At 63.2% G+C, this 26,631-nt stretch carries 22 protein-coding genes, 1 tRNA gene and 1 riboswitch; of the genes, 12 read left to right on the top strand and 11 right to left on the bottom strand.

From position 1 onward, the window contains the following. Positions 1-109 precede the first annotated feature (109 nt). Positions 110-1,012 carry a histone deacetylase gene (locus tag LB566_RS15335; RefSeq protein WP_224625002.1) on the top strand — a complete coding sequence of 301 codons (903 nt, stop codon included), beginning with the start codon at positions 110-112 and terminating at the stop codon, positions 1,010-1,012. A gap of 3 nt (positions 1,013-1,015) precedes the next feature. Here LB566_RS15335 and LB566_RS15330 read toward each other — a convergent pair whose 3' ends face one another. Continuing rightward, positions 1,016-1,279 (bottom strand): DUF6460 domain-containing protein, encoded by a 264-nt coding sequence (locus LB566_RS15330; protein WP_140496599.1) that lies wholly within the window; start codon positions 1,277-1,279, stop codon positions 1,016-1,018. 441 nt (positions 1,280-1,720) lie between these two features. Between LB566_RS15330 and LB566_RS15325 the strand changes: the two genes are divergently transcribed. The 4 genes from LB566_RS15325 to LB566_RS15310 all read left to right on the top strand — a co-directional run bounded on the left by LB566_RS15325 (position 1,721) and on the right by LB566_RS15310 (position 6,584). After that, a complete protein-coding gene (locus tag LB566_RS15325; protein ID WP_224625001.1) occupies positions 1,721-2,749 on the top strand; it encodes a glycosyltransferase family 2 protein in 1,029 nt (342 codons plus the stop codon). A gap of 69 nt (positions 2,750-2,818) precedes the next feature. Beyond that, positions 2,819-4,309: a hypothetical protein gene (locus tag LB566_RS15320; protein ID WP_224625000.1), complete on the top strand. Its 1,491-nt coding sequence runs from the start codon at positions 2,819-2,821 to the stop codon at positions 4,307-4,309. A 201-nt stretch (positions 4,310-4,510) separates the two neighbouring features. After that, positions 4,511-6,403, top strand: coding sequence for an acyltransferase family protein (locus tag LB566_RS15315; RefSeq protein WP_224624999.1), 1,893 nt, complete (start codon positions 4,511-4,513; stop codon positions 6,401-6,403). Positions 6,404-6,510: 107 nt separating this feature from the next. Then, a tRNA-Gly gene (locus LB566_RS15310) sits at positions 6,511-6,584 on the top strand. A 540-nt stretch (positions 6,585-7,124) separates the two neighbouring features. Here LB566_RS15310 and LB566_RS15305 read toward each other — a convergent pair. Continuing rightward, positions 7,125-8,114 carry a LysR family transcriptional regulator gene (locus tag LB566_RS15305; RefSeq protein WP_140513261.1) on the bottom strand — a complete coding sequence of 330 codons (990 nt, stop codon included), beginning with the start codon at positions 8,112-8,114 and terminating at the stop codon, positions 7,125-7,127. Positions 8,115-8,404: 290 nt separating this feature from the next. Here LB566_RS15305 and chvE point away from each other — a divergent pair, with 290 nt between their 5' ends. The 4 genes from chvE (at position 8,405) to araD1 (ending at position 13,587) form a co-directional block, all read left to right on the top strand. Further along, positions 8,405-9,475, top strand: coding sequence for a multiple monosaccharide ABC transporter substrate-binding protein (gene chvE, locus LB566_RS15300; RefSeq protein ID WP_140496611.1), 1,071 nt, complete (start codon positions 8,405-8,407; stop codon positions 9,473-9,475). A gap of 98 nt (positions 9,476-9,573) precedes the next feature. After that, positions 9,574-11,106, top strand: coding sequence for a multiple monosaccharide ABC transporter ATP-binding protein (mmsA, locus tag LB566_RS15295; RefSeq protein ID WP_224624998.1), 1,533 nt, complete (start codon positions 9,574-9,576; stop codon positions 11,104-11,106). Further along, positions 11,103-12,395, top strand: coding sequence for a multiple monosaccharide ABC transporter permease (gene mmsB, locus LB566_RS15290; RefSeq protein ID WP_140550026.1), 1,293 nt, complete (start codon positions 11,103-11,105; stop codon positions 12,393-12,395). The genes mmsA and mmsB overlap by 4 nt, the downstream gene beginning before the upstream one ends. Positions 12,396-12,594: 199 nt before the next feature. After that, complete coding sequence (araD1, locus tag LB566_RS15285) at positions 12,595-13,587, top strand: AraD1 family protein (protein ID WP_224625055.1); 993 nt, start codon at positions 12,595-12,597, stop codon at positions 13,585-13,587. Positions 13,588-13,635: 48 nt separating this feature from the next. Here the strand turns inward: araD1 and LB566_RS15280 are convergent, their stop codons facing one another. Both LB566_RS15280 and LB566_RS15275 read right to left on the bottom strand, forming a co-directional pair. Continuing rightward, entirely contained in the window at positions 13,636-14,409 is a 774-nt protein-coding gene (locus tag LB566_RS15280) for an ABC transporter substrate-binding protein (RefSeq protein WP_224624997.1), read from the bottom strand. 98 nt (positions 14,410-14,507) lie between these two features. After that, on the bottom strand, positions 14,508-15,602 hold the full coding sequence (locus LB566_RS15275) for a 2'-deoxycytidine 5'-triphosphate deaminase (RefSeq protein WP_224624996.1): 1,095 nt from the start codon (positions 15,600-15,602) through the stop codon (positions 14,508-14,510). Between the two features lie 77 nt (positions 15,603-15,679). Then, positions 15,680-15,757: riboswitch (SAM riboswitch) on the top strand. A 57-nt stretch (positions 15,758-15,814) separates the two neighbouring features. Here LB566_RS15275 and LB566_RS15270 point away from each other — a divergent pair. Further along, positions 15,815-17,005: an O-succinylhomoserine sulfhydrylase gene (locus LB566_RS15270; RefSeq protein WP_224624995.1), complete on the top strand. Its 1,191-nt coding sequence runs from the start codon at positions 15,815-15,817 to the stop codon at positions 17,003-17,005. A 22-nt stretch (positions 17,006-17,027) separates the two neighbouring features. Here LB566_RS15270 and LB566_RS15265 read toward each other — a convergent pair whose 3' ends face one another. Next, positions 17,028-18,179, bottom strand: coding sequence for a ceramide glucosyltransferase (locus LB566_RS15265; protein ID WP_224624994.1), 1,152 nt, complete (start codon positions 18,177-18,179; stop codon positions 17,028-17,030). 230 nt (positions 18,180-18,409) lie between these two features. Here LB566_RS15265 and apaG point away from each other — a divergent pair, with 230 nt between their 5' ends. After that, positions 18,410-18,802: a Co2+/Mg2+ efflux protein ApaG gene (apaG, locus tag LB566_RS15260; RefSeq protein ID WP_224624993.1), complete on the top strand. Its 393-nt coding sequence runs from the start codon at positions 18,410-18,412 to the stop codon at positions 18,800-18,802. 198 nt (positions 18,803-19,000) lie between these two features. On the opposite strand, the gene LB566_RS15255 is transcribed toward apaG, so the two are convergent. The 3 genes from LB566_RS15255 to LB566_RS15245 all read right to left on the bottom strand — a co-directional run bounded on the left by LB566_RS15255 (position 19,001) and on the right by LB566_RS15245 (position 22,282). Continuing rightward, the gene (locus LB566_RS15255) at positions 19,001-20,032 is read right to left on the bottom strand and encodes an Hsp33 family molecular chaperone (protein ID WP_224624992.1); all 1,032 of its coding nucleotides are present in this window, start codon (positions 20,030-20,032) and stop codon (positions 19,001-19,003) included. Between the two features lie 123 nt (positions 20,033-20,155). Then, a complete protein-coding gene (gene argF, locus LB566_RS15250) occupies positions 20,156-21,067 on the bottom strand; it encodes an ornithine carbamoyltransferase (protein WP_224624991.1) in 912 nt (303 codons plus the stop codon). Positions 21,068-21,082: 15 nt separating this feature from the next. Continuing rightward, complete coding sequence (locus LB566_RS15245; RefSeq protein ID WP_224624990.1) at positions 21,083-22,282, bottom strand: aspartate aminotransferase family protein; 1,200 nt, start codon at positions 22,280-22,282, stop codon at positions 21,083-21,085. Between the two features lie 355 nt (positions 22,283-22,637). Here LB566_RS15245 and LB566_RS15240 point away from each other — a divergent pair, with 355 nt between their 5' ends. Further along, positions 22,638-23,156 carry a GcrA family cell cycle regulator gene (locus LB566_RS15240; RefSeq protein WP_140550035.1) on the top strand — a complete coding sequence of 173 codons (519 nt, stop codon included), beginning with the start codon at positions 22,638-22,640 and terminating at the stop codon, positions 23,154-23,156. Between the two features lie 103 nt (positions 23,157-23,259). Here the strand turns inward: LB566_RS15240 and LB566_RS15235 are convergent, their stop codons facing one another. The 3 genes from LB566_RS15235 to LB566_RS15225 all read right to left on the bottom strand — a co-directional run bounded on the left by LB566_RS15235 (position 23,260) and on the right by LB566_RS15225 (position 26,468). Beyond that, entirely contained in the window at positions 23,260-24,267 is a 1,008-nt protein-coding gene (locus LB566_RS15235) for a magnesium and cobalt transport protein CorA (RefSeq protein WP_224624989.1), read from the bottom strand. Positions 24,268-24,364: 97 nt separating this feature from the next. Next, entirely contained in the window at positions 24,365-25,090 is a 726-nt protein-coding gene (gene phoU, locus LB566_RS15230; RefSeq protein ID WP_140550037.1) for a phosphate signaling complex protein PhoU, read from the bottom strand. 112 nt (positions 25,091-25,202) lie between these two features. Further along, positions 25,203-26,468 (bottom strand): ATP-binding protein, encoded by a 1,266-nt coding sequence (locus LB566_RS15225; RefSeq protein WP_224624988.1) that lies wholly within the window; start codon positions 26,466-26,468, stop codon positions 25,203-25,205. Positions 26,469-26,631: the final 163 nt, after the last annotated feature.

Genomic DNA, 26,631 nt, shown 5'->3' with positions numbered 1-26,631 from the left:
GGCTTGATCGAACAGCCGGTGTGCCCCATTTTCCGGCCACCGCGCAATCCATCCTTGCCATGGCGGCCAACCGAAATCCCGGTCTGGCGCGAGCCGCCGGATCCGGTTCATGCCCCTCCACATCGTCCATCACCCCGACTACGACGCCGGCTTCGCCGTCAACCATCGCTTTCCGATGAGCAAATATCCGCTACTGATGGAGGCTTTGCGCGTACGCGGACTGGCCGTGCAGGAGGCGCTCAGCATGCCGGAAGCAGCGCCGGCGCCATGGCTGAAGCTTGCCCATGCGGCTGACTATGTCGACCAGGTCATCAGCTGTTCGGTGCCGGAAAAGATCGAACGCGAGATCGGCTTTCCGGTCGGCCCGCGCGTTTCGCTGCGCGCCCAACTCGCCACCGGCGGCACCGTGCTGGCGGCCCGGCTGGCCTTGCGCCGCGGCATTGCCTGCAACACAGCCGGCGGCAGCCATCATGCCCGCCGCGCGCAAGGCGCGGGCTTCTGCACCTTCAACGACGTCGCCGTGGCTTCGCTGGTGCTGCTCGCCGAAGGCGCGGCCCGGAACATACTGGTGGTCGACCTGGATGTGCATCAGGGCGACGGCACGGCGGACATCCTGGCCGCCGATCCGCGCGTGTTCACCTTCTCCATGCATGGCGAGCGCAACTACCCCGCGCGCAAGATCGCCTCCGACCTCGATGTCGCACTGCCCGACGGCACGGGCGATGCCGCCTATCTCGAAAGGCTGGCCGCCATCTTGCCGGAGCTGTCCGCCCATGCGCGCTGGGACATCGTTTTCTACAATGCCGGTGTCGACGTCCATGCCGAAGACCGGCTCGGCAGGCTGGCGCTTTCAAACGACGGGCTTCGTGCCCGCGACGCCATGGTGATCGGTCACTTCCGCTCGCGCGGCATCGCGCTATGCGGCGTCATCGGCGGCGGCTATTCGACCGACGTAGCCGCGCTCGCGGCGCGCCATGCCATTCTGTTCGAGGCGGCGGCGGACTACGCCTGACCGCTATTTCCTGTAGTTGGCGATTCTGAGCAGGATGAACGCCGGAACCACGATCGCCGCACCCAGCAGAATGTAACCCAGGAAGCGGTCGATGGCATGAAAGCCCAGATTCCAGAGATCCAGGAAGAATTTGCGGATGCCGTAGAGCACGTCCATCGGCGACCAGCCGAAGGCGGTCATGACGAGGCCGACGAGGAACGACACCACCAGCAACTTCAGGAGTACCCTGAGCGGGGTGTCGCCGAGAAAGCGCGTCAATGCGGACAAGACCTGTCTCCGGCTCTGATCGCCCGATTCGGCGACAGGATGAGAAATACGCACTTGGCCGCCTCGCTTCAAGCCGGGCGGGCCAAGGCGCCGAACCCTGGCCGACAAAGCCTGTGACGGCCAGTCCGGCTGTGCCGGCGGTTTTCTATTAGGAAATTTTTCCTTGACCGGGTGAAGGCAACTATGGTAGATATTCCGTTATGGTGCTGAGTTGCGCCAAGGGACCCGCCGCACCGGCGGGTTTTTCCGTTCAATGCTCCGTCAACAGCGCGCCGTCGAAGGCTCCGAAGGAACTCGTTAACGCGGATCGTGCCCTGGCACCAAGCCGGCGACCACGGGCGCATGGCAGGCGAGCGGCCGGCGGCGGCAGATCGCGGCCGGTTTATCTGTTTTCTAACCAATTGCCGCTATTGCCCTTCCTGGAGCGGGAGCCAGGCTTTGATGGAAGCGGAAAAAATCGGCGCGCGCCGCGCGGTCATGCTTTCGGTTGTCGTGCCGTGCTATAACGAGCGGGACGGCGTGGCTGAGCTTCACCGACGCGTCACCGCCGCTTGCCTGGCGCAAAACCCTTCCTACGAGATCGTGCTCGTCATCGACGGGGCGACCGACGGCACCCGCGACGCCGTTTTCGAACTGGCGCAAACGGACGACCATGTCGTCGCCATCGACCTTGCCCGCAACTATGGCCACCAGATCGCGCTGAGCGCGGGGCTGGAGTTCTGCCGGGGCCAGCGCATCCTCATTCTCGATGCCGACCTCCAGGATCCGCCCGAACTGCTCGGCGCGATGATGGCGAAGATGGATGAAGGCTTCGACGTCGTCTACGGTCAAAGGGTCAAGCGTGATGGCGAAGGCTGGTTCAAGCTGGCTTCCGCGTCGATGTTCTACCGGCTGCTGCGCCGGATGGTCGACGTCGAGATCGCGCCGGACACGGGTGATTTCAGGCTGATGAGCCGCCGCGCCCTCGACCATCTGAACGCCATGCCGGAGCGCTACAGGTTCATTCGCGGCATGGTGAGCTGGATCGGGCTGAGACAGGCCGCCTTCTCCTATGAGCGGCAACGGCGTTTCGCCGGCGCCACCCATTATCCGCTGAAGAAGATGGTTCTCCTGGCTGTCGACGCGATGACCAGCTTTTCCATCGCGCCGTTGCGGTTTGCCTCGCTTCTGGGAATGCTTTCCGGCGTGCTGGGGATGGTCGTGCTCGGCTATACGCTGCTCGAATGGTCGCTGGGAAACGTGCTGCCGGGCTGGACCAGCCTTGCCGCGATCATGCTGATCCTGGGTAGTGTTCAGCTTCTGGTGCTTGGCATATTCGGCGAATATCTCGGCCGGATGTACATGGAGACGAAGCGGCGGCCGCTCTATTTCGTCAACGAGATCGTTTCGCGAAGCGATGTGGCCGTCGAAAACCAGGACCTGCCTGTCCACCGCCTCCAGGAAATGGTGAAGAGAGCCGCGCGTGGCTAAGGCGACGATCGACCGGCCGCAACGGGACCTCTCGACCGGAACGAACGCGAAATGGTCGGGAGCCGCGACATGAATCAGGCCACGGCAATCGCGATGGCTACGCCGTCGCTCGAAGACGCACAGCGCAGCAGACTATTGTTCTGTCTTTTCTGCGCCTGCACCGTTGCCTACGTGCTGATGAGGCATGCCAACTCCCTCCTTCTGGATCCTGACAGCTGGTGGCAGGTGAAGGTCGGGCTGGATTTCCTGGCGAACCGGACATTTCCGACCGTCGACCCCTATTCCTATACCTTCGACGGCCAGCCCTGGATCGCCAAGGAATGGCTGGGGCAGGTGCTTCTGGCCCTCGCCTATGGCGCCGGAGGCTGGAATGGCGTCGTCACGCTGATCATCGCCACGATCGGCCTGACAGTCTTCCTGATGGGATGGTTCCTCAGCGCATGGCTGAAGCCGGTGTTAGCGGTAGTGCTGGCTTTCGTCACGGCTTTCCTCGTCGCCCCGATCTATACGGCGCGCCCCCACGTCTTCACTTTGCCGATCATCGTCATTTGGACGGCGATTCTGTTTCGCGCGGCGCAGGACGAAAGAGCGCCATCCCCGTGGCTGCTCGCGCTCGTCGTGTTGTGGGCGAACCTGCATGCCACATTCACCTTGAGCTTCGTCATCGCCGGCTTTGCCGGTCTGTATCTCCTGTCGCGAACAGGCCTGTCGAAACCGGTTCTCCTGGCGAAATGGATCGCGTTCGGCCTGCTTTGCCCAGTGGTCAGCCTGGTCCATCCCTATGGCGTCAAGGCCATCCTGGCGACGCTTACCGTCGCCTATGGCAACGAGGCGGTGCCGCTTATCCTGGAGTGGCGGCCCTTCAACGCTCAGGAAGAGCTCATCAAGGAAGCTGTGATGCTGCTGGCGCTTTTCGGGCTGTTGGTGTCACGGCTGCGGATCGGCTGGGCCAAGGCGCTGTTCATCGTCTTCACCTTGCATGCCTTTCTCAGCCATCAGCGGTTCATGTACCTGTTCTTCCTGCTGGTTCCGTTGGTGATCATGGTTGAGGTCGCACAGCAATATCCCGCACTTTCAGCCGCCACCTGGCTGGCGCAAAAGCGCGACGGATTGGAAAAATTCTTCGCCAGGCATTACTACGCGATCTCGGGCGCGGTGGCCGTCCTGCTGATCGGCGCGGTCTCGGTCCTCGGCAGTGTCCAACAGATCGCGCCGAGCCCGAAGACGTCCGCCAGCGGAGCGCTCGCCTTCGCAAGGGATCAGCACCTGTCCGGCAACGTGCTGAATTCCTACAATTTCGGCGGCACGCTGATCTTCCACGGGATCAAGACCTACATCGACGGCAGGACGGACCAGCTGTTCCTGGACGGGTTCACGAAAACCGACGACGCGACCGGACACAGTGACGGCAAACCGCTGCTCGAAGCCCGGCTGAAGAAATACGCCATAGGCTGGGCGCTGCTGGCGGCCGGCGACACCCGCATTCCCTTCTTCGAGGAACTGGGCTGGAAGCGGGCCTATGCGGACGACTACGCCGTGATCTACCTGCCCGGCGCCTGATCTGCGACGCCGGCCCAAACAGGCTTCGGCCCTCCAGCATTCGCCTTGACACCGATGTTGCGGTGCAGCAAATTGCACCGGAGAGGACGAACAAGTGGGACCGAGAACCAAGGTTTTCTCGCATCGCCGTAACGCCGCAGCATGGGCCGGTGTATCGGGTGCGCCGCGACTGCCGCAGGCCACGGCGCGCGAACCGGTCGCATGAATTACAGGCGCGACATCGACGGCCTGCGGGCCATAGCGGTGCTGCCTGTCGTCCTCTTCCATTTCGGCTTGTCCGCCATCCCAGGCGGCTTCACCGGCGTCGACATCTTCTTCGTCATATCGGGCTATCTGATCAGCGGCAGCCTGCTCGACGATCTCGAACGCGGCCAGTTCTCGATCGGCCGCTTCTATTGGCGCCGCGCGCGGCGCATCCTGCCGGCGCTGGCCTTCGTCATCGTGCTTGCAAGCATTGCCGCCTGGTTCATCCTTTTGCCGTCGGACCTGCACGAATTCAGCCTCAGCGTCATCGCGGCCTCGACCTTCTGGTCGAACATCTATTTCTGGAAGACGACGAACTATTTCTCGATCGACGCCGAGCTGCGGCCGCTGCTGCACACATGGTCGCTCTCGGTCGAAGAACAATATTACATCTTCGCGCCGATACTGGTGTACCTGATCTATCGCTATGCCTCGAAACGCTGGCTGACGATATTGCTGCCGATCGCGATCGGCAGTTTTGCCCTGGCGGTCATGGCGACCTCGATGGCGCCCACGGCGGGTTTCTACCTGTTGCCGACGCGCATCTGGGAACTGGCGCTGGGGGCCATGCTGATGCTGAGAAAGCCGCCGGCACTTGCCAGCCGGCCGGCGATGGAACTGATCGGCCTCGCCGGCTTCGCCATGATCGCCTTCGGCTTCGTCACGATTTCGGAGAGCGACCCGTTTCCGGGCTACAATGCCTTGTTCCCCTGCATCGGCACCACCCTGCTCATCTATGCCGGCCACGACAGGGCGGGCGAACAGGGGCCGGCAACCATCGCCACGCGGGTGTTGCAGTTCGCCCCGCTGGTCTGGATCGGCCTCATTTCCTATTCGCTCTACCTCGTTCACTGGCCGATCAATTCCTTCGTCCATTACGTTTCGCTGAAAGCCCTCGGCGTGCCGACGATCATCGCCATGACCGTGGCGAGCTTCGCCCTGGCGACGTTCTCGTGGAAATATGTCGAGCAGCCGTTTCGGCGGAAACGGGCCTACACCGCGCCGCTGCCCATCTTCGCCTTTTCCGCGACGGCTATCGTCCTGCTCTGTGCCGGCGGCATGGCCGGGGCGCTCGGCAACGGTTTTCCGCAACGCTTCCCGGACTTTTCAACGGAACGGATCCAGGTTGGCGACTGGCGCAACGGCATCTGCTTCAACGAAGGCTCGAACCGGGTCGAGGACTGGAACCTTGCCGCCTGCACCCGAACAAGCGGCTTTGCCACCAATGTGCTGTTATGGGGCGATTCCTTCGCCGCCCACTATGTCTCGGGACTTGAAGCCAATGCCCAGAAAATCCAGGCCAACGTCATCCAATACACCTATGCCGGCTGCCCCCCGGACCTGACCTATTTTTCCTATGCCCGGCCTGCCTGTACCGACTTCAACGAACGGGCCCTGTCGATCATCCGCGAAGCCAATATTCAGGCGGTGGTCCTGAGCGGCCGATGGACCGACTACGAGGTCAGGGGCTTCGGCGGTCTCCAGAAGACGATCGACCGGCTTCGCCAGATGGGCGTCAAGGTCTACGTCATCGGCCAGTCTCCCGAATTCATCGCCGACGTCCAGAAAATCGCCTTCTTCGCAAGACGAGGAGATGCCGCGAACATGTCCTGGCCGATGGCCATGGATCCGGACATCAACAAGCGGGTGCTGCCTTTCGTCAAAGGCGCTGACTTCATAGACCCGCTGACATATCTGTGCGACGCCGCCGGCTGCTCGTATGCCGATGCCGGCAACAAGCAATTTCTCTATTTCGATTATGGTCACTTCTCTTCCGCGGGCGCAGCACTCGCCATCTCGAAATACTGGCCGAGCTTTGCCGCCGGCACCGAGATCGCGAAAGTGAAATAGCAGACAGAACCGGCGTGCGGCACGCTGACCGCTGGAAGGTAGCGTGTGGAAAGCGAGCCGCTTTGCGATTGCCCGATGGCCAGCCCTCATGGTAACGAGGCTGCTGCGCGGGTATGATGTAATGGTAGCCTGTCAGCTTCCCAAGCTGAACGCGCGGGTTCGATTCCCGCTACCCGCTCCAGCTTGCAACGCAAGGGCTACGCCCGGCCCAAGCCGCTTCAACTATCGGTTTCGTGCGCAATTCCGGGAAAACCGCTCAAGCCGTTTTCCCGGCATGGCTTCAGAGCCAGACCCAGACGCGCCTGCGCCAGCAGCGGACACGACGGCGGCCGCGGCGCCAATAGCTACGGCAGACCCTGCGCCAGACGCGGCGACGCCTACGGCGTCCATAGGGACGATGCCACCGGCGATGCGAGATCTGCTCCACCTCGGCTTGATCGTCTCCTTCGAAGACGGCCGCATCCGCCCTGTCGAGGTCGTCCTTGTCGAGCTCGTCAAGGATTCCGTTGCCGTTCGGGACCCCGGCAACTGCTCTGCCGGGCCTGGCCAGGCCTGCAAAAGCAACTGCCCCCGCGACGCCAAGCATTCCAGTAAGAAACAACCGACGTTCCATCAAATCTCCCGAGTTGTTTGCCATCGGCGTATCGTTCCCCAGCTCAAAACGACCCCCAGCGCGAACGCCGACTGGCCTTTGAACGCACTTACCTGGTTTTTGTTCCGGTCACCCGACTTCGCGCAGGATGAAGTCATGCAGCATCTTCGCCGCCGGCGACAGCGCGCGGTTCTTCACCGTGATCAGGCTGTAAGGCCGGACCTCGATGTCGAATTCGGTCTGGACGACATCGATGGCGCCGGCCAGCCCCTCGGGATTCTGGATGAATTTCGCCACCTGGACCGAGACAGGCGCGATGGCATCGGAGTGCGCGACCATGACCAGGGTCAGGAGCAGCGAGCTGGTGTTGAGGATGCGGTCCGGCAGCGCGATGTTGCGGTTCAGGAAATTGCTCTCCATGGCCTGGCGCAGCGGCGAGCCGCCGGACTGGAAAACCCAGTCATAGGCCGCGGTTTCCTCCAACCGCACCGCCTTGCCCTCGGTCAGCGGATGGCCCCGGCGCACGATCAGGCAGGCTTTCTCGACGCCGATGACACGGGACTCGAACAGCCGCGGGTTGAGATCGTCGGGGATGCGCGCGATGATGAAGTCATGGCGCGATGCTATCAGCTCGCGCGCCAGCACGTTGGAGGTCTCGACCTGCATGGTGATCTCGATGCGCGGGTAGATGCGGCGGATCTCCCGGATCGCCGGCACCGCGAGCTCGATCGCGGGCGCCGTCACCGCACCAAGGAACACCGAGCCGCCCTTGCCCGCCTTGAGTTCGGAGATCTCGCGATCGACCTCGCGCATCTCCAGCAGGATGGAGCGCGCGCGCCTGGCCAACGCCTTGCCATAGGGCGTCAAGGTGACGCCGCGCGGCAGCCTTTCGCAGAGCGTGACGTCCAGCACGGCTTCCATCTCGGCGATCATGCGCGAGGCCGCCGGCTGTGAGATATTCATGACCTGGGCGGCGGAGCTGACCCGGCCGTGATCGTCCAGTGCTACGATCATGCGCATATGGCGCAGGCTGAGGCCGCTGCGCAGCAGGGTCTCGCCGTCACCGGGGAGCACCTCGTAACCTTCTGAAATCCCACCAGGATTGCGCAACGTTGCCATGGATTTCCCTTCGCTCCCAATGCCCCTTGAGTTCAGCATCAACGTATACCAGTTTCGGTATAGCAATCATCAAAGATCGCATTTGACAGTTATGGCAAAGGGACACACCCTTCGCGCGTCCTGGGGCGTGCCAGTCGATGACGAGGAAAATCGTGTCGGTTGAAATCAGTCCCAGGGCCGATTGGGAGGATACCGGAGATCGATAGACGACAGCGGCGCTTGCGCTCCTGCTCGCCTGCGCGGCCCGCGAAGCCCCGAGGTGTCGCGTCCATCAACCAGGGAGAGTAATTGTGAAGATCATCAAGACGCTGGCCGCCGTCGCGGCCCTTGGCATCGCTGCCATGACCTATTCGGCGCACGCCGCCGACAAGGGTCTCGTCGGCGTGCTGATGCCCACCAAGACCTCGCAGCGCTGGATCAACGACGGCGACGCCGTCAAGTCCCAGCTCGAGGCTTTGGGTTATACGGTCGACCTGCAATATGCGCAGGACGACATCCCCAACCAGCTCAGCCAGCTGGAAAACGAAATCACCAAGGGTCCGAAGGCGCTGATCATCGCCTCGATCGACGGCACCACCCTGTCGGATGCGCTGCAGAAGGCCGCTGACGCCGGCGTCGTCGTCGTCGCCTATGACCGCCTGATCAAGAAGACGCCCAATGTCGACTACTACACCACGTTCGACAATTTCGGCGTCGGCGTGATCCAGGCGAATTCGCTGGTGAAGGGCCTCAAGGAGCGCTTCCCGAATACCAAGCCGTGGAACGTCGAGCTGTTCGGCGGCTCACCCGACGACAACAACGCCTTTTTCTTCTACAACGGCGCGATTTCCGTGCTCCAGCCGCTGATCGACGACGGTTCGATCAAGATCAAGTCCGGCCAGACCGGCATGGACAAGGTCGGCACGCTGCGCTGGCTCGCCGCCACCGCCCAGGCCCGCATGGACAATCTGCTGTCGGCCAACTACTCGGACGGCAGCCGCGTCGATGGCGTTCTGTCGCCCTATGACGGCCTGTCGCGCGGCATCACCGCGTCGCTGCGCGCCGTCGGTTACGGCACGGAAGCCCAGCCGTGGCCGATCGTGACCGGCCAGGACGCCGAGACCGCCTCGGTGAAGCTGATCATCTCGGGCGAGCAGTACTCGACCGTGTTCAAGGACACCCGCGAACTGGCCAAGGCCACCGTCGAGCTCGTCGACAAGGTGCTCTCGGGCGGCAAGCCGGAAGGCCTCGACACCAAGACCTACAACAACGACGTCAAGGTCGTTCCCTCGATCCTGCTGACGCCGCATGAGGTCGACAAGTCGAACTACCAGGCTCTGGTCGTCGACTCCGGCTACATCAAGGCCGACGAACTGAAGTAAATTCGGTTTTATAGCCAGGGGTCCTGCGCAACGCAGGGCCCCTTTTCGTTCACCAGCGACCCCGGTATTGTTGCGGGTCTCGCAGGAGCACTTTTACCATGGCCTCGACGATTTTGGAGATGCAGGACATCACCAAGACGTTTCCCGGCGTCAAGGCGCTGTCGAACGTGAACCTTCGGGTCGAGGAAGGCGAGATCCATGCCGTGGTCGGCGAGAACGGCGCCGGCAAATCGACGCTGATGAAGGTGCTGTCCGGCGTCTATCCCTCCGGCACCTATGACGGCCAGATCATCTTTCAGGGCCAGGAATGCCAATTCAAAGGCATTCATGATAGCGAGCGCAAGGGCATCGTCATCATCCACCAGGAGCTTGCGCTGGTGCCGATGCTGTCGATCGCCGAAAACATCTTCCTCGGCAACGAACACGCCCGATACGGCGTCATCGACTGGAATGCCAACGAGGCGCGCACCAGCGCCCTGCTGAAGAAGGTGGGCCTCAAGGAGGACCCCAAGACGCTGATCACCAATATCGGGGTCGGCAAGCAGCAGCTGGTCGAGATCGCCAAGGCGCTGAGCAAGGAGGTCAAGCTCCTGATCCTCGACGAGCCGACGGCGTCGCTCAGCGAGAAGGACAGCCAGGCGCTGCTCGACCTTCTGCTCGAATTCAAGCGACAAGGCATGACCTCGATCCTGATCTCGCACAAGCTCAACGAGGTAAACCGGGTCGCCGACAAGGTGACCGTCATCCGCGACGGGCGAACCATCGAGACGCTGTCCAGGAAGGACATCTCGGAAGACCGCATCATCACCTCGATGGTCGGCCGTTCGCTCGACGACCGCTATCCGCCGCGCGAGCCTGCTATCGGCGAGGTCGTGTTCGAAGTGAAGAACTGGTCGGTCTTTCACCCGCTCCATGCCGAGCGGCAGGTGATCAAGGGCATCGACATCAATGTGCGCAAGGGCGAGGTGGTCGGCATTGCCGGGCTGATGGGCGCCGGGCGAACCGAATTCGCCATGAGCCTGTTCGGCCGCTCCTATGGGCGCCGCATCACCGGCGAGGTGCTGCTCAAGGGCAAGCCGATCGACGTCTCCTCGGTGAGCAGGGCGGTCGAACACGGCATTGCCTATGTGACCGAGGATCGCAAGACTTACGGCCTCAATCTCATCGACCACATCAAGCACAACATTACGCTGGCCAATCTCGGCGGCGTGTCGCGCCACAGCGTGATCGACGATTTGCGCGAGCTTGCCGTCGCCAACGACTATCGCAAGCAGACCAACATCCGCGCTTCCAGCGTCTATCAGATGACCGGCAATCTTTCCGGCGGCAACCAGCAGAAGGTGGTGCTGTCGAAATGGCTGTTCGCCGACCCGGAAGTGCTGATTCTTGACGAGCCGACGCGCGGCATCGATGTCGGCGCCAAATATGAAATCTATACGATCATCGCGCGCCTTGCGGCCGAAGGTAAGGCGATCGTGGTCATCTCGTCGGAAATGCCAGAACTGCTCGGCATCACCGACCGCATCTATGTCATGAACGAAGGCCGCATCGTCGGCGAAATGCCCGCGGCGGACGCAAGCCAAGAAAGAATAATGCGCGCCATCGTTCGGGGAGAAGGAAAAGCAGCATGAGCACGGAAAGCGCCCCCGCCCCGCAGAGCAACGTCGCCGAAGATGTCGGGCAGCGTCCACGCATCGCCGTATCGGCGCTGGCGACGAACCTGCGCGAATACGGCCTGATCCTGGCGCTGATCGCCATCATGGTGTTCTTCCAGTTCACCACTTCGGGAACGCTGTTCAAGCCGGTGAACCTGAGCAATCTGGTGCAGCAGAACTCCTTCATCATCGTGATGGCGCTCGGCATGCTGCTGGTCATCGTGTCGGGCCATATCGACCTCAGCGTGGGGTCCGTGGCGGGCTTCATCGGCGCGCTGGCGGCGATGATGATGGTGATCTGGCCTCTCGGCATATTCAGCAACCCGCTGGTGGTTTCCATCGTCTGCCTGATCGTGGGCGGCCTGATCGGCGCGGCGCAAGGCTACTGGATCGCCTACCATCGAATACCGAGCTTCATCGTGACGCTGGCCGGCATGCTGATCTTCCGCGGCATCTGCCAGGCGCTGCTCGGCGGCGGATCTTCGGTCGGACCGCTGCCGCCCGAGTTCAAGGCGCTCAGCTCCGGTTTCATTCCAGATGTCATCGGACCGCTGACGCTGATCCCGCCAACGGTGAATGCAGCCGGCAAGACGATTATGGGCAGCGGCCTGACGCTGCACATGACGACGATCGTGCTGGGCCTGGTCGCCGTGCTGGCCTATGCCTATTTCGGGCTGCGGACGCGACGCAAACGCGAACGCCACGGCTATGAGGCCGAGCCCTTTACCCTGTTCGTCATCAAGACACTGGTCGGCAGCGCGCTGGCGCTGTTCCTGGTCTACCAGTTCGCCAGCTACCGCGGCCTGCCGGTGGTGCTGCTCGTCATGGGCCTGCTGATCTCGCTGTTCGTCTTCGTCACCAAGCGCATGACGATCGGCCGGCGCATCTATGCGATGGGCGGCAATGCCAAGGCCGCGCAGCTGTCGGGCATCAAGACCGAGCGCCTGACGCTCTACGTGTTCGTCAATATGGGCGTGCTGTCGGCGCTTGGCGGCCTGATCATCGCGGCGCGCCTTGGCCAGGCCGTGCCGGCGGCAGGCCTCGGCAGCGAGCTCGACGTCATCGCCGCGGTGTTCATCGGCGGCGCCTCGGCGATGGGCGGCGTCGGTCAGGTCATCGGCGCGGTGGTCGGCGGCTTCATCATGGGCGTGATGAACAACGGCATGTCGATCATGGGCGTCAATGTCGACTGGCAGCAAGTGGTCAAGGGCCTGGTGCTGCTCGGCGCCGTTATCTTCGACGTCTACAACAAGAACAAGGCCTGAACAGGCTTCAGGCGAGGCAAGCAGGAGGCATACGGTCGCGGCATTGCCGGCAATTCGCCGGCTTGAAGAAGTCCTTCAGGGACCGGGCTCGCGAGCGCAATCCGGACGAAGAGTTCAACCCGTGGCACGGCCAGTCCGAGCCGCGCAGGTCAAGGTTTGCCAGAAGGCAGCCATGCCAAGATATGAGAGAGGACTGATCATGCTGATCTCGCAGATTCTCGACGACGCCGAGACCATCCGTGTCGTTGCCCGCACGGGCGGCAAGACCCGGATCATCAACGGCGCGCGCAGCGTCTATTCGCTGGCGATGGAAGCCGCTCGTACCGGCGTCGGCCTTGCCGCGCTGATCGAACGCAAGGGGCTGGGCGAGGCCGTCGATCTCGACGCCGCCTACAAGAAGGGGCGGCTGCTGTCGCCGATCAATCATCCCGATCCGGCGCATCTGCATCTGACCGGCACGGGGCTGACGCATCTCGGCTCGGCGGCGACGCGCGATTCCATGCACAAGAAGCTCAGCACCGACGGCGAGGAGCAGCTCACCGATTCCATGAAGATGTTCCGCATGGGGCTGGAAGGCGGCAAACCCGCGAAAGGCCAGATCGGGGTGCAGCCGGAATGGTTCTACAAGGGCAATGGCACGATGGCCGTGGCGCCGGGTGCCGCGCTCCTGTCACCGGCCTTCGCCAAGGACGCCGGCGAGGAGCCCGAGGTTGCCGGCATCTATGTCATCGGCGACGACGGCGCGCCGTTCCGGGTCGGCTTCACTCTGTCGAACGAATTTTCCGACCATGTGACCGAACGCGTGAACTATCTCTTCCTCGCCCATTCCAAGCTGCGCAACGCCTCCTTCGGACCGGAGATCCTGGTCGGCGACCTGCCCGCCGACATCAGAGGCTCCTCACGCATCTGGCGCGACAGCAAGTTGATGTGGGAAAAGCCGTTCCTGTCGGGCGAAGCGAACATGTCGCACACCATCGCCAATCTCGAACACCACCATTTCAAATATTCGGCTTTCCGCCAGCCGGGCGACGTGCATGTGCACATGTTCGGCACCGCGACCCTGTCCTTCGCCGACGGCATCAAGACCGAAGCCGGCGACGTGTTCGAGATCGAAGCTGCGGATTTCGGCCTGCCGCTGCGCAACCCGCTCGAAATCGAAAAGCCGGTGAAGGTGGCGGTGAAGGCGCTGTGAGATGAGCGTGATCTCCTCCCTGGTGGGAGGAGATCGGCGGCTTCCATCTCAATAAATATCGAAGTCGAAATACTTGTCCTGGATCTTCTTGTAGGTGCCGTCGGCGACGATGGCGTCGATGGCTGCGTTGAGCTTGTCGCGTAGCGCCGTATCCTCAAGACGCACGGCAATGCCGGCTTCGGTCTCGGTGCCCTTGACGTCGCCGACCATCTTGCAGCAACCGTCGCTCGCCTTCTTCATCCAGTCCATCAGCACGAACTTGTCGGAAAGGACGGCATCGAGGCGGCCGTTCTGGAGATCGGTGATTGCCTCTTCCTGGGTCGGATAGAGCTTCGCTTCGGCGCCGGCCTTGCCATAGACGTCCTGGGCGTAGTTGGCCTGCGTGGTCGCCGCCTGGGCGCCGACCGTTTTGCCGGCGAGCGCCGCCGGTTCGGTCGAGGCGATGTCGCTGTCCTTCAGGGCGACGAGCGAGAGCGGCGTCGTATAGTATTTGTGGGTGAACGCGACCTGCTTCTTGCGCTCCTCGGTGATGCTCATCGAAGCGATGATGGCGTCGAATTTCTTGGCCTGCAGCGCCGGGATGATGCCGTCCCAGTCCTGGGTGACGATCTCGCATTCGACCTTCATCTGCGCGCAAAGGGCGTTGGCGATGTCGATGTCGAAGCCCTCGACCTTGCCGTCGGGCGTGATGGTGTTGAACGGCGGGTAGGCGCCCTCGGTGCCGATCTTGATTTTCTCCGCCGCATGCGCCGACAGGGCGCCGGCGCCAAGCGTCAGCATGGCGGCGGCCGCCGCCGATAGGATCCATTTCGAAATCTGCATTTTCATTCCCCTTGAGCACCGCCACGTCGGCGGCCGGCGAGGCAGCCAAGCATGGCGGGCCGGCGCAGGCAAGTATCTTGCCTGACGGTGATGAGCGTTCAGGACGCGGCGCGAAAGTGCTTGGACAGCTTCAGGCCCTGCGCCTGGTAGTTGGAGCCGAGCTCGGTGCCGTAAAGCGCCTGCGGCCGCTTCAGCATATGCTCGTAGACCAGCCGGCCGACGATCTGGCCATGATCGAGGATGAACGGCACCTCATGGCTGCGCACTTCGAGCACGGCGCGGCTGCCGGTGCCGCCGGCCGCCGAGTGGCCGAAGCCCGGATCGAAGAAGCCGGCATAGTGGACACGGAACTCGCCCACCAGGGGATCGAAGGGCGTCATTTCGGCCGCGTAGAGCGGCGGCACATGCACCGCTTCCTGGCTGACGAGGATGTAGAACTCGTCCGGATCGAGCACCAGCTCGCCGGCGCCGCTCTTGTGGATCGGCTCCCAGAAGTCGACGATCTCCTGCGCCGCGCGCTTGTCGACATCGACGAGGCCGGTATGGTGCTTGCCGCGATAGCCGACCAGCCCGTCACTGTCGCCGTTGAGATCGATCGACAATGCGATGCCGCCGCCGGAGATGTTCGGCGGTTCGGTGGCGACCAGCATTTCGGCCCGGTGCAATTGATGCAACTCTGCTTCCGAGAGCAGCGCATTGCCGGTGCGGAAGCGTATCTGCGAAAGGCGCGAGCCGGCGCGTACGACGATCGGAAAGGTGCGTGGGCTGACTTCAAGATAGAGCGGACCGTGATAGCCGGCGGCGATCTTGTCGAACTCGTGGCCGCGATCGGTCATCACGCGGGTGAAGATATCGAGCCGCCCGGTCGAGCTCTTGGGATTGGCGGACGCCGAAATTTCCGCCGGCAGCGCCAGGCTTTCGAGCAGGGGCACGATGTAGACGCAACCGGTTTCCAGAACAGCGCCGTCGGCCAGGCTGATCTCATGCAGCTTCAGCCGGTCGAGTTTTTCACTGACCTTATGATTGGGACCCGGCAGGAAGGACGCGCGCACCCGCCACGCCTTGTCGCCGAGCCTCAGATCAAGGCTGGCCGGCTGGATCTGGTCGGCATCGAGCGCACGCGACGACTTCAGCGCGCCGGACTGGAACAGCGCCGCAATGTCCTGATCGGGAAGAATTCCTGTCTGCCGCAAAGTCTGGCTCCGCTCTGCTGGTACAAGTCTCTTAATGAAGCCGGCAATTGACGCAAGCGTGACGCGGGTCTAAAGGGTCGTTATCCCGTGGTGATTTGGCCGGTCGGCTTGCAGCCACGTTAAACAAGTCGCTAAAGGACCGTCGGGCCGCAAGGCTGTATGGACCGGTTGCGACTTTTTCGCGGCCGGTTTTTTTGTGTTTGGATAGGACGATGACGAGCAAGACGCGCAACTGGAAGCCTCAGACCGCACTCGTGCATGGCGGGACCCTGCGTTCCGGCTTCGGTGAAACTTCCGAGGCGATATACCTGACCCAGGGCTATGTCTATGAGACGGCCCAAGCCGCCGAAGCCCGCTTCAAGGGGGAGCAACCGGGCTTCATCTATTCGCGCTACGCCAATCCGACCGTAGACATGTTCGAGAAGCGCATGTGCGCGCTCGAAGGCGCCGAGGACGCGCGCGCCACCGCGTCCGGCATGGCGGCGGTGACGGCGGCACTCCTGTGCAGCGTCAAAGCCGGCGACCATATCGTTGCGGCGCGCGCGCTGTTCGGCTCCTGCCGCTGGGTGGTCGAGACGCTGGCGCCGCGTTACGGCATCGAGGCGACGCTGGTCGACGGCACCGACATCGCCAACTGGGAAAAGGCGGTGCGGCCCAACACCAAGCTGTTTTTCCTGGAAAGCCCGACCAACCCGACGCTTGAGGTGGTGGACATATCCGCCGTCGCTTCGCTTGCCAATTCGATCGGCGCGCGGCTGGTCGTGGACAATGTCTTCGCCACGCCGCTGCAGCAGAAGCCGTTGCAGCTCGGCGCGCATGTCGTGGTCTATTCGGCGACCAAGCACATCGATGGCCAGGGCCGCTGTCTCGGCGGCGTCATCCTGTCGGACAAGAAGTGGATCGACGAGAACCTGCACGATTATTTCCGCCATACCGGCCCCAGCCTGTCGCCGTTCAACGCCTGGACGCTGCTCAAGGGCCTGGAAACGCTGCCGCTGCGCGTGCGCCAGCAGACGGAAAGCGCCGGCAAGATCGCCGATTTCCTGGCCGAGCAGCCGGAGATCGCCCGCGTCATCTATCCCGGCCGCGCCGACCATCCGCAGGCCGATATCGTCAAGAAGCAGATGTCGGGCGGCTCCACCCTGATCTGCTTTGACGTCAAGGGCGGCAAGCAGGGTGCCTTCGCCTTGCAGAATGCGCTCGACATCGTGCTGATCTCGAACAATCTCGGCGACGCCAAAAGCCTGATCACCCATCCGGCGACGACGACGCACAAGAACCTCAGCGACGAAGCGCGCGCCGAGCTCGGCATCGGACCCGGCACGCTCAGGCTGTCGGTCGGGCTGGAAGATACCGACGACCTGCTGGACGACATCGCGCAGGCGTTGAAGGCCGCCAAATAGAGGGCGACCTCAACCGCCGACATCAAGCGCGCGACGGCGTCTCTTCGAGCTCGGCCGCCTTGGTGCCGATGGTCATGGCGTTGCCGCGCCAGTCGACGGCCCCGCCCAGCCAACCGCGCACCCAGATCGCGGGCAACATCAGGTCGCGTGCAATCATCGCGGTGACCATGCGCGGCGACAGATACCAGCCCTTTGCCGAGGCGAGCATGCATTCCGGCAGGTAGGCGAGCGCCAGCACGCAAAGCGCTGTCATGGGCAGGCTGACGCCGGCGCTGGCCGCGGCGATCAGCGCCAGCACGAGCGGGGCCGCCACGCCGGTCAGGATCTCGGGTGCGAAGAACAGCGGAAAGGTGACGCGGCGCAGGCGCGCCCAGCGGGCCTGGCGCGACCAGATCTCACCCGGCATGCGCCGCCCGAGCGGCTGCTCGAACGGCGAAGCGACGAGATTGACGCGCAGGCACAGCCTGTTGACCAGTTTGGTCGACGCGGCATCCTCCGCGATCTCGGCGGCGAGCGCACGGATGCCGCCATTGGCGTCGAGCATCTGCTTGTTCCACAACATGCTTTTGCCCTGGGCAAAGCCGAGGCCAAGCGCCTCGCCGGCATATTGCCAGCGCGCCTGCAGCGTGTTGAGGAAGGCGCATTCGACTTCTGCCCAGAAACCGTCAGGGCGTGAACCGATCGGCGTGGAGCAAACCAGGCCGGTGTCCCGCCGCCATGCCGCCATCAGGTGCTGGACGTAGTCTTTCGGCATCAGCACGTTGGAATCGGCGAGAATGACCCAGTCGTGGCGCGCAGCCTCCCAGCCCTTGACGCAATTGTTCAGTTTCGGGTTGGCGCTGATGCGGTCGTCGCCGGTGAGCAGGCGTGCCGGTACGGCTGGAAAGCGGGCGATGGCGGCCCGGATCGGCTTGACCGCGGGGTCGTCGGCATGGGCGACACAGAAGATCAGTTCGTAGCGCGGCCAGTCGAGCGAGAAAGCGCGCTCAAGCGTCTCATGGGTAAACGGCTCGACGCCGCGCGCCGGGATGACGATCGACACAGGCAGCGGCTTGCCGGCCGGCGGCGCGATGGCGGCGCGCCGTTTCAGGCGCGAGCAGGCGAGCAGGATGCTGGCGAGATTTGAGGCGATGAGAGCGATCGAAAGCGAGCCGGTTATGAGAGCGAGTTCCATCGATATCCGGTTACTCCAGAAAAACCGGCCCGCTGGGCCGCCGTTTTCGACAGTTCGACAGAGCGCCCGAGTCGCCCGGCATTGCTGGCGCACACCATCATTGTCATGTGTCACTCAAATGACATTGTTTGTCGGCACTTGCCCCCTCGAGGTGGCAACTCGGACGCGCACGGTTGATCGAACCGCAAAGAGCGTCGAATGTTCCACACGGATGTGTTTTGGAGCCGCTCATGTACCGCGCCGTCACGCGCAACATCGAAGTGCAGGTCAGGCCGTTCTATCTCGAGGATCGCTCGGATCCTACGGAAAACCGCTATGTCTGGGGCTACCAGATAACGATCGACAACCAGTCCGACGAATTCGTGCAGCTGTTGTCGCGCTATTGGCACATAACCGACGGCGCGGGCCGGGTCGAGGAAGTGCGAGGCGCCGGCGTGGTCGGCGACCAGCCCGAACTCAATCCCGGCGACAGCTACCAATACACGTCGGGCTGTCCGCTCTCGACGCCGTCGGGGATCATGGTCGGCCACTACACCATGCGCAACGAGCGGGGCGAGACATTCGACATCGCCATCCCGGCGTTTTCGCTGGATATGCCAGGGACGAGGCGAACGGTGAATTAGCGAAAGCGGCGGCGACAGCCTCCTTCTCCCCGTCACTATACGGGGAGAAATGTCCGGCAGGACAATGAGGGCCGGCGCCGACTCTGGAGATCTATCTCGCGCACCGAATGAAGACTGCCCTAACGCCGAACTCAGCGCTGCCCCTCATCCGCCTGCCGGCACCTTCTCCCCGTATAGTGACGGGGAGAAGGAAGCACTTCACTGCGCCGCAAACTCGGCCGGGTCGAAGTCATATTGCGTCGAGCAGAACTCGCAGGCGACGTGGATGCCGCCGTCCTCGGTGCTGTCCTTGATCTCCTGCGCGGAGAAGCCCTCGAGGATGCCGCGGATCTTGTCGCGGGAGCATGAGCACTGATCGGCGACGGGAACGCCGCCGAAGACGCGCACGCCATGCTCGTGGAACAGACGGTAGAGCAGCCGCTCGGCGCCGATGGTCGGATCGATCAGTTCGGTCGGCTCGATGGTGCCGAGCAGCGCCAGCAATTCCTGCCAGGAATTGTCTGTGGGATTGTGGATCTCCTCGCGCGGATCGCCATCCCCGCCGGGCAGGTCAGGAACGCGCATGCGCTCGGAGGCCTGCGGCAGGAACTGCGCCAGGATGCCCCCCGCCCGCCACTGCTCGCGCGCGCCGCCGGGGCCGGGCGTCAAAAGCTTGGCGACGGAAAGCCGGAGATCGGTCGGGATCTGCTCCGACTGGCGGAAATAGGTGCGCGCGGCCTCTTCCAGGGTCTCGCCGTCGAGCTGGACGATGCCCTGGTAGCGCTGCGTGTGAGCACCTTGATCTATGGTCAGCGCCAGCACACCGTTGCCGAGCAGCGTTTGCTGCGAGGTCTCGCCGGCCGCAATTAGCGCCTCCAGCCGGTCGGCATCGAAGCGCGCATAGGCACGCAGCGCCGAGGGCGTGGAAAAATCCGCGACCAGCATGTCGACAGGCCCGTCGGTGCGGGTCTGCAGGATGAACTTGCCCTCGAACTTGAGCGAGGTGCCTAGCAGCACCGTCAGCACACAGGCTTCCGCCAGCAGCCGGGCCACCGGCTCGGGATAATCATGGCGGCCAAGGATCGCATCAAGCATCGGCCCGAGCTGAACGGTGCGGCCGCGCACATCGAGCGGGCCGACCTCGAAGGGCACGACGTGATCATCGCCGGCGTAACCGAATTCGCCGAGTTTGGGGTGATGTTCAGCCACTTGATGGGTTTCCAGCATGACAAAGCTCCAGGGCGCGGCCATGCCGCCCTTTGGGGAGCATGCGTCTAAACGCGCTTGATTTGCGTGATGCCGCGCAGATAGGCATCGCGCCTCCGGAGATCAAGTTCCCCGGCACGTCAAGCGCCAAGACACTTCAAGTCCACTTCAGGCCCCAAGACACCAGGCAAGCACGGCCTTCTGGGCGTGAAGCCGGTTCTCGGCCTCGTCGAAGACCACCGAATGCGGACCGTCGATGACCTCGTCCGTCACTTCCTCGCCGCGATGCGCCGGCAGACAATGCATGAACAGCGCGTCGGGCTTTGCCTTGGCCATCAGCTTGGCGTTGACCTGGTAGGGCGAAAACACGTTGTGACCGCGGGCGCGGTGCTCCTGGCCCATCGATACCCAGCAGTCGGTGACGACGCAGTCGGCCTGGTCGACGGCTTCCTCTGGCGAGCGGGTAAAGGAGAGCTTGCCGCCATGAGCCTTTGACCAGTCGACATGCTTCTGCGCCGGCTCGCTGCCTTCGGGCACCGCGACGTTGAGGTTGAAGCGGAACCGCGCCGAGGCTTCCAGCAGCGAATGCAGCACGTTGTTGCCGTCGCCGGTCCAGGCGATGGTCTTGCCGGCGACCGGACCGCGATGCTCCTCGAAGGTCATGATGTCGGCCATCAGCTGGCAAGGATGGGTATCGTCGGTGAGCCCGTTGATCACCGGGATGGTCGCATTCTCGGTCAGCTCCAGCAGCCGCTCATGCGAGGTGGTGCGGATCATGATGGCATCGACATAGCGCGACAGAACCTTGGCTGTGTCGGCGATGGTCTCGGAGCGGCCGAGCTGCATCTCGGTGCCGGTCAGCATGATGGTCTCGCCGCCAAGCTGACGCATGCCGACATCGAAGGAGACGCGCGTGCGCGTCGACGGCTTGTCGAAGATCATCGCCAGCACCTTGCCTTCGAGCGGTTTCGAGCGGTCGCCCGCCTTGAGGCGCGCCTTGCGCTCCACTGCGTCGGTCAGCATGGAGCGCAGGTCGCCTTCGGAAACGGCGGAGAGGTCGGTGAAATGACGAAGTGACATCAGGAGCTTTCGAATTTACTTCGCGGCTTCAGCGGCGATGGCCTCGGACAGGGCCTTGGCGCCGGCGCGAATGCGCTCGAGCGCTTCATGGATCTCGCTGTCCGTGACGGTGAGCGGCGGCAGCAGGCGAATGACGTTGTCGCCGGCCGGAACCGCGAGCAGATGCTGGTCGCGCAGCGCCATGTTCACCTTGCCGTTGGGCATGGCGCATTTGAGGCCCAGCATCAGCCCCGTGCCCCTGATGTCCTCGATGACCTCGGGGAATTCGTCGGCCACCCCCGCCAGCCCTTGCTTCAACAACAGCGCCTTGCGCTGCACATCCGCCAGGAAGCCCTCCTCCAGCACCACGTCGAGCACGGCATTGCCGACCGCCATGGCCAGCGGGTTGCCGCCGAACGTAGTGCCGTGGACGCCCGCGGTCATGCCGACAGCCGCCTCGTCGGTGGCAAGGCAGGCGCCCATCGGGAAGCCGCCGCCAATGCCCTTGGCGATGGCCATGATGTCGGGAGCGACCCCCGACCATTCATGCGCGAACAGCTTGCCGGTGCGGCCGATGCCGCACTGGACCTCATCGTAGATCAACAGCAGGCCGTGCTGGTCGCAGAGCTGCCGCAACCGCTTCAGCGACTGTGTCGGCACCGGGCGGATACCGCCCTCGCCCTGCACCGGCTCGATCAGGATGGCCGCGGTTTCCGGCGTGATCGCTTTTTCGGCGGCGTCGACATCGTCGAAGCCGACCTGGTCGAAACCCTCGACCTTGGGGCCGAACCCTTCGAGATATTTGTACTGGCCGCCGGCCGCGATGGTCGCCAGCGTGCGGCCATGGAAGGCACCCTCGAAAGTGATGACGCGGAAGCGCTCGGGATGCCCCTTGACGAAATGGTAGCGCCGCGCCGTCTTGATCGCGCATTCAAGCGCCTCGGCGCCCGAATTGGTGAAGAACACCTTGTCGGCGAAGGTGGCATCGACCAGCCGCTCGCCGAGCCGGTTCTGCCCCGGGATCTCGTAGAGGTTGGAGACGTGCCAGAGCTTGGCAGCCTGCTCGGTGAGCGCCGCAACCAGATGCGGATGGCCGTGACCCAGCGAATTGACGGCTATGCCGCCGGCAAAATCGAGATATCGCTCGCCCTTGTCGGTAACCAGCCAAGTGCCTTCCCCATGGTCGAAGGCCAGGGGTGCGCGAGCAAAGGTCTCGAAAAGCGCCGAACCGCTCATTATATGCGTCTCCGGAACCGGAAAATCAAAAAAGCCGCCAAAGCGGCGGCCTTTGCGGCTTATCGGGTTTTTCAGCCATGAAGTCAACGAAAACGTCGCGTAGTGGCGCGCGGCAAGCCTCCCGACGGGACGCCGGCTCATAAGTGAGCTGGCAAGTTGGGGAAAACCGAAAAAACCGATTCGTGTTGCACTTCGGACTCTTGTCACCGAGTCAGCGCATAAGGTAGTTGTAGTCGGGGAATAACTAGATTTCGTGCGGCGGACCTAATCACCAGATATATGTGGTGTCTGCCCCAGCAGTGGTGCTGGGCCGGGAATGGATTCCGATTGCCGTACGCTTAGCAGGAGCGCGGTCATGAATTGGACTGACGAGCGGGTCGAACTTCTCAGGAAACTGTGGTCGGAGGGTCTGAGCGCAAGCCAGATTGCTGCCCAGCTTGGAGGGGTCAGCCGCAATGCGGTCATCGGCAAGGTGCACCGGCTGAAATTGTCGGGCCGCGGGCGCGCCACGGCGGCGCCGGCACGCCAAAAGAAGACGGCGCAAGGGTCGGGCGCGCAGAAATCGGTGTCGCGCGCCGCGAGTGCGACCCGCCACGTCACGACGTCGATCGGAGCAACGGCGCTGCAGGCGCAGTTCGATGCCGAGCCGGTGGCCCGCCACTATATCCGCCCGGTCGAGAATGTGGTGGTGCCGATCTCGCGGCACCTCCAGCTCACCGAACTCACCGAGCGCACCTGCAAATGGCCGAACGGCGATCCGCTGTCGGAGGACTTCAATTTCTGCGGCAACGAAGCCGCCGAAACCGGGCCGTACTGCAAATATCACGCCCGTGTGGCTTTCCAGCCGGCGGCGGAGCGGCGGCGGAATAGATAAGGGAGTAAGGCAGTAGGGCAGGATGTGCGCTCGCGAGCGTTCTCTTAACCTACTGCCCTACTGCCCTACTGCCCTACTGCCCTACTGCCCTACTGCCCTACTCTCACAGCCATCCATTCTTGCGAAACCGCCAGTAGAGGAAGCTGCAGATCAGCGCGATCGCCAGCAGCACCATCGGGTAGCCGTATTCCATTTTCAGTTCCGGCATGTCGCTGAAATTCATGCCGTATATGCCCGCGAAGGCTGTCGGCACAGCCAGGATTGCCGCCCATGAGGCGAGCTTTTTCGAGATCGCCGTTTCCTGGCTCTGGCCCACCAGCAGGCTCGCCTCGAAGGCGAAGGCCAGCACTTCTCGCAAGCTGTCGATCTTTTCCTGGACGGTGCGGATATGGTCGGTCACGTCGCGAAACAGCGGGTGCATGGCTGAATGGATCTGCGGCAGGTCGGCGCTGGTCAGCCGGCGGCAGACCTCCACCAGCGGCAGTGCGGCATTGCGCAGCCGCAACAGATCGCGGCGCAGCATATAAAGGCGTTCGATATCGGGGCCGCTCATCGGCTTCAGCAGGACCCGGTCCTCGATTGCCTCGACCTCATCCTCGATCTGCTCGAGCACCGGCATGTAGTTGTCGACGATGAAATCAAGAATGGCATAGAGGACGAAATCCTCGCCCTTGGCCAGTGAATGCGGGCAGCTTTCCCAGTGCTGGCGCACGACAGCATAGGATGTCGAAGGGCCGTGCCTGACGCTGACGATGTAGCCGCTGCCCACGAACAGATGCGTCTCGCCGAAGGTGACGCGGCCCTCGATCAGCTGCGCGGTGCGGGCGACGATGAACAGCGCATCGCCATACTGCTCGATCTTCGGCCGCTGGTGCGGATGCTCGGCATCCTCGATCGCGAGCTCATGCAGATGAAATTGCGCCTGGACGCGCAGCAGAAGCTCGCGATCGGGTTCAAGCAGCCCGATCCACACGACGTGGCCCGCTTTCCTGGCCCATTCGCCGGCTTCCTCGATCGGGATGTCGGCGATGCGGCGCCCGGCTGTGTAGACGCTGGAGGCGATGACGGCCGATGTCGGCGGCGCGGGCTTGAAACCCCGGACATATTCCATCGCAGCCTCCCGAAGCACTGCCTTTCCTGGGGAACCAGCAGGCTTGCCTCAGGGATATTCTAGCGCAATACGACCAAGCGTTCGAGAGAAAGTGCGTTCACTTGACCGGCTGCGTTGCGGAAAGGCCGATCTTGTCCGTCTTGTCGCCCTTCGGCCGCTCGGCAGGCATCTGGTCGCCGGTGACGATATAGTAGATCGTCTCGGCAATGTTGGTGGCATGGTCACCGATGCGCTCGATGTTCTTGGCGCAGAACAGCAGATGCGTGCAAGGCGTGATGTTGCGCGGATCTTCCATCATGTAGGTCAGCAATTCGCGAAACAGCGACGTGTACATGGCGTCGATCTGGTCGTCGCGGTCACGTACGAAGCCGATCCTTTCAACCGAGCGCGAGGCGTAGACGTCGAGCACTTCCTTGAGTTGGGTCAACGCCAGGTCGGCCAGGGCTTCGAGGCCGCGGAACAGGCTGGTCGGCTGGCGCCCGTCGGCAACCGCCACCACACGCTTGGCGACATTCTTGCCGAGATCGCCGACCCGCTCGAGATCGGCCGAGATGCGGATTGCGCCGACGATCTCGCGCAAATCCGTCGCCATCGGCTGGCGCCTGGCGATGATGATGATTGCCCTGTCGTCGATTTCGCGCTGGCCTTCGTCGAGGACGGCGTCGTCGCGGATCACCTTCTGGGCAAGGCCGGGATCGGCGTTGACCAGGGCGGAGATCGCCTGTTCGACCATGCGTTCGGCATGTCCGCCCATGGCGGCGATGCGCTTCGACAGATCTTTCAGCTCCTCGTCATAGGCGCTGACTATGTGCACGGACTGCATGACCGGATGCCTTCCCACGGATGATCTGATTTTGAGTCGTTTCCTCGAATCCCCGCTGATACGCTAACCGGATGACAGAAAAAAGAAATGGCACCTTGGAAACTAGGGCGGCTCAGGCCGCCGGCAAATGGACCGAGAAGGCGGCGCCCTTGCCGACTTCGGACTTGATCGAGAGCCTGGCGTTGTGGCGCGTCAGGATATGCTTGACGATCGACAGGCCAAGGCCCGTACCCTTCTGGGTTCGACTGCTCTCGACGTCGACGCGATAGAAGCGTTCCGTGATGCGCGGAATGTGCTCCTCGGGAATGCCAGGGCCAAAGTCCCTGATCGTCACGTCGATGCCCGCTTCGCCCTCGGCGTCGCCGCGCGCGATCGACACCACCACGCGGCCGCCCGACTGGCCATATTTGCAGGCGTTTTCCAGAAGGTTCTCGAAGACCTGGAACAGTTCGTCGCGGTCGCCCGGCACGTCGAGAGGGCCGTCGGCGAAATCCCGCTCGATGACGACGCCGTTTTCCCGCGCCAGCGGGGCCAGCGAATCGACGACGCTGTCGACGGTCTGGCGTAGATCGACCTCGGTCCCCGGCCGCAGATAGGGCTTCATCTCCAGCCGCGACAGCGACAAAAGGTCATCGATCAGGCGTGCCATGCGGCCTGTCTGGTTCTGCATGATCTGCAGGAACTGTTCGCGCGCCGCCGGATCGTTGCGGGCCGGTCCGCGCAACGTTTCGATGAAACCGGATATCGAGGCGAGCGGCGTGCGCAATTCGTGGCTGGCATTGGCGATGAAATCTGCGCGCATGCGGTCGATGCGGCGCGCTTCGCTCTGGTCCTTGAACACCATCACGTAGAGATCAGTGCCGTGGCCGACCGAGGAGGCACTGACCCGGTAAGTCCGCTCGACCGGCAGCCTCTCGGTGTAGTCGATGACATCCGATGCGACCTCGCCCGACAGCACGCCGTCCAGAAGAGCCTGCATTTCGGGCGCCCGGAATTTCAGCGACAGCGATACGCCCGGGGCGATGCCGCCAAAGGCGGCGAAGGCGGCCGCATTGGCATGGACGATCGCCGCGGCATGGTCGAAGATGATCAAGGGGTCGGCGACGGCCGCCGCCAGATATTCGCCGGACAGGCGTTGCAGGCCGATGGCCTCGATCGCCGCGCCGCTTTCGCCGGGCTGGCGCGTGGCTCCAGCCGGCATCATCGCCGCCACCAGCAGCAAAGCCAGGGCCGGCAGCAGCACATAGGCGGAAATGCCCGCAAAGGCATAAACCGCCATGACCGCGACAAGACCGGCGACCAGCAACCACCGGCTGTTCCACAGCCGCGCGGCAAGCGCTTGCGCCATACCCTTCTCGTCTGCGCCCTGGTCAGCCATTCGCGCCTGCGCCCCGCTCCCGGTCCGGCAATTTCGCTGGACCGGCCTAGCGCATGACGCCGAAAAATCAGAATCGATTTTCGGAAAGGATCATGCGCAAAATCCAAAAGTGCAGCGCCCTTTGCGTCTGAAGCGGCGCGCGGCACTGCAATGGCTCAATAGC

It is taken from the genome of Mesorhizobium sp. CA13, assembly GCF_020165235.1.
GTDB lineage: Bacteria > Pseudomonadota > Alphaproteobacteria > Rhizobiales > Rhizobiaceae > Mesorhizobium.
The sequence above is the reverse complement of the archived record's forward strand: the minus strand, read 5'-3'. Positions and strand labels throughout refer to the sequence as shown.

What these genes read in the sequence shown, in the direction of transcription:
- LB566_RS15335 (WP_224625002.1), top strand. Translation starts at nt 110, where the DNA reads ATGCCCCTCCACATCGTCCATCACCCCGACTACGACGCCGGCTTCGCC.
- LB566_RS15325 (WP_224625001.1), top strand. Translation starts at nt 1,721, where the DNA reads ATGGAAGCGGAAAAAATCGGCGCGCGCCGCGCGGTCATGCTTTCGGTT.
- LB566_RS15320 (WP_224625000.1), top strand. Translation starts at nt 2,819, where the DNA reads ATGAATCAGGCCACGGCAATCGCGATGGCTACGCCGTCGCTCGAAGAC.
- LB566_RS15315 (WP_224624999.1), top strand. Translation starts at nt 4,511, where the DNA reads ATGAATTACAGGCGCGACATCGACGGCCTGCGGGCCATAGCGGTGCTG.
- LB566_RS15305 (WP_140513261.1), bottom strand. Translation starts at nt 8,114, where the DNA reads ATGGCAACGTTGCGCAATCCTGGTGGGATTTCAGAAGGTTACGAGGTG.
- mmsA (WP_224624998.1), top strand. Translation starts at nt 9,574, where the DNA reads ATGGCCTCGACGATTTTGGAGATGCAGGACATCACCAAGACGTTTCCC.
- mmsB (WP_140550026.1), top strand. Translation starts at nt 11,103, where the DNA reads ATGAGCACGGAAAGCGCCCCCGCCCCGCAGAGCAACGTCGCCGAAGAT.
- araD1 (WP_224625055.1), top strand. Translation starts at nt 12,595, where the DNA reads ATGCTGATCTCGCAGATTCTCGACGACGCCGAGACCATCCGTGTCGTT.
- LB566_RS15280 (WP_224624997.1), bottom strand. Translation starts at nt 14,409, where the DNA reads ATGCAGATTTCGAAATGGATCCTATCGGCGGCGGCCGCCGCCATGCTG.
- LB566_RS15270 (WP_224624995.1), top strand. Translation starts at nt 15,815, where the DNA reads ATGACGAGCAAGACGCGCAACTGGAAGCCTCAGACCGCACTCGTGCAT.
- LB566_RS15265 (WP_224624994.1), bottom strand. Translation starts at nt 18,179, where the DNA reads ATGGAACTCGCTCTCATAACCGGCTCGCTTTCGATCGCTCTCATCGCC.
- apaG (WP_224624993.1), top strand. Translation starts at nt 18,410, where the DNA reads ATGTACCGCGCCGTCACGCGCAACATCGAAGTGCAGGTCAGGCCGTTC.
- LB566_RS15255 (WP_224624992.1), bottom strand. Translation starts at nt 20,032, where the DNA reads ATGGCCGCGCCCTGGAGCTTTGTCATGCTGGAAACCCATCAAGTGGCT.
- argF (WP_224624991.1), bottom strand. Translation starts at nt 21,067, where the DNA reads ATGTCACTTCGTCATTTCACCGACCTCTCCGCCGTTTCCGAAGGCGAC.
- LB566_RS15245 (WP_224624990.1), bottom strand. Translation starts at nt 22,282, where the DNA reads ATGAGCGGTTCGGCGCTTTTCGAGACCTTTGCTCGCGCACCCCTGGCC.
- LB566_RS15240 (WP_140550035.1), top strand. Translation starts at nt 22,638, where the DNA reads ATGAATTGGACTGACGAGCGGGTCGAACTTCTCAGGAAACTGTGGTCG.
- LB566_RS15235 (WP_224624989.1), bottom strand. Translation starts at nt 24,267, where the DNA reads ATGGAATATGTCCGGGGTTTCAAGCCCGCGCCGCCGACATCGGCCGTC.
- phoU (WP_140550037.1), bottom strand. Translation starts at nt 25,090, where the DNA reads ATGCAGTCCGTGCACATAGTCAGCGCCTATGACGAGGAGCTGAAAGAT.
- LB566_RS15225 (WP_224624988.1), bottom strand. Translation starts at nt 26,468, where the DNA reads ATGGCTGACCAGGGCGCAGACGAGAAGGGTATGGCGCAAGCGCTTGCC.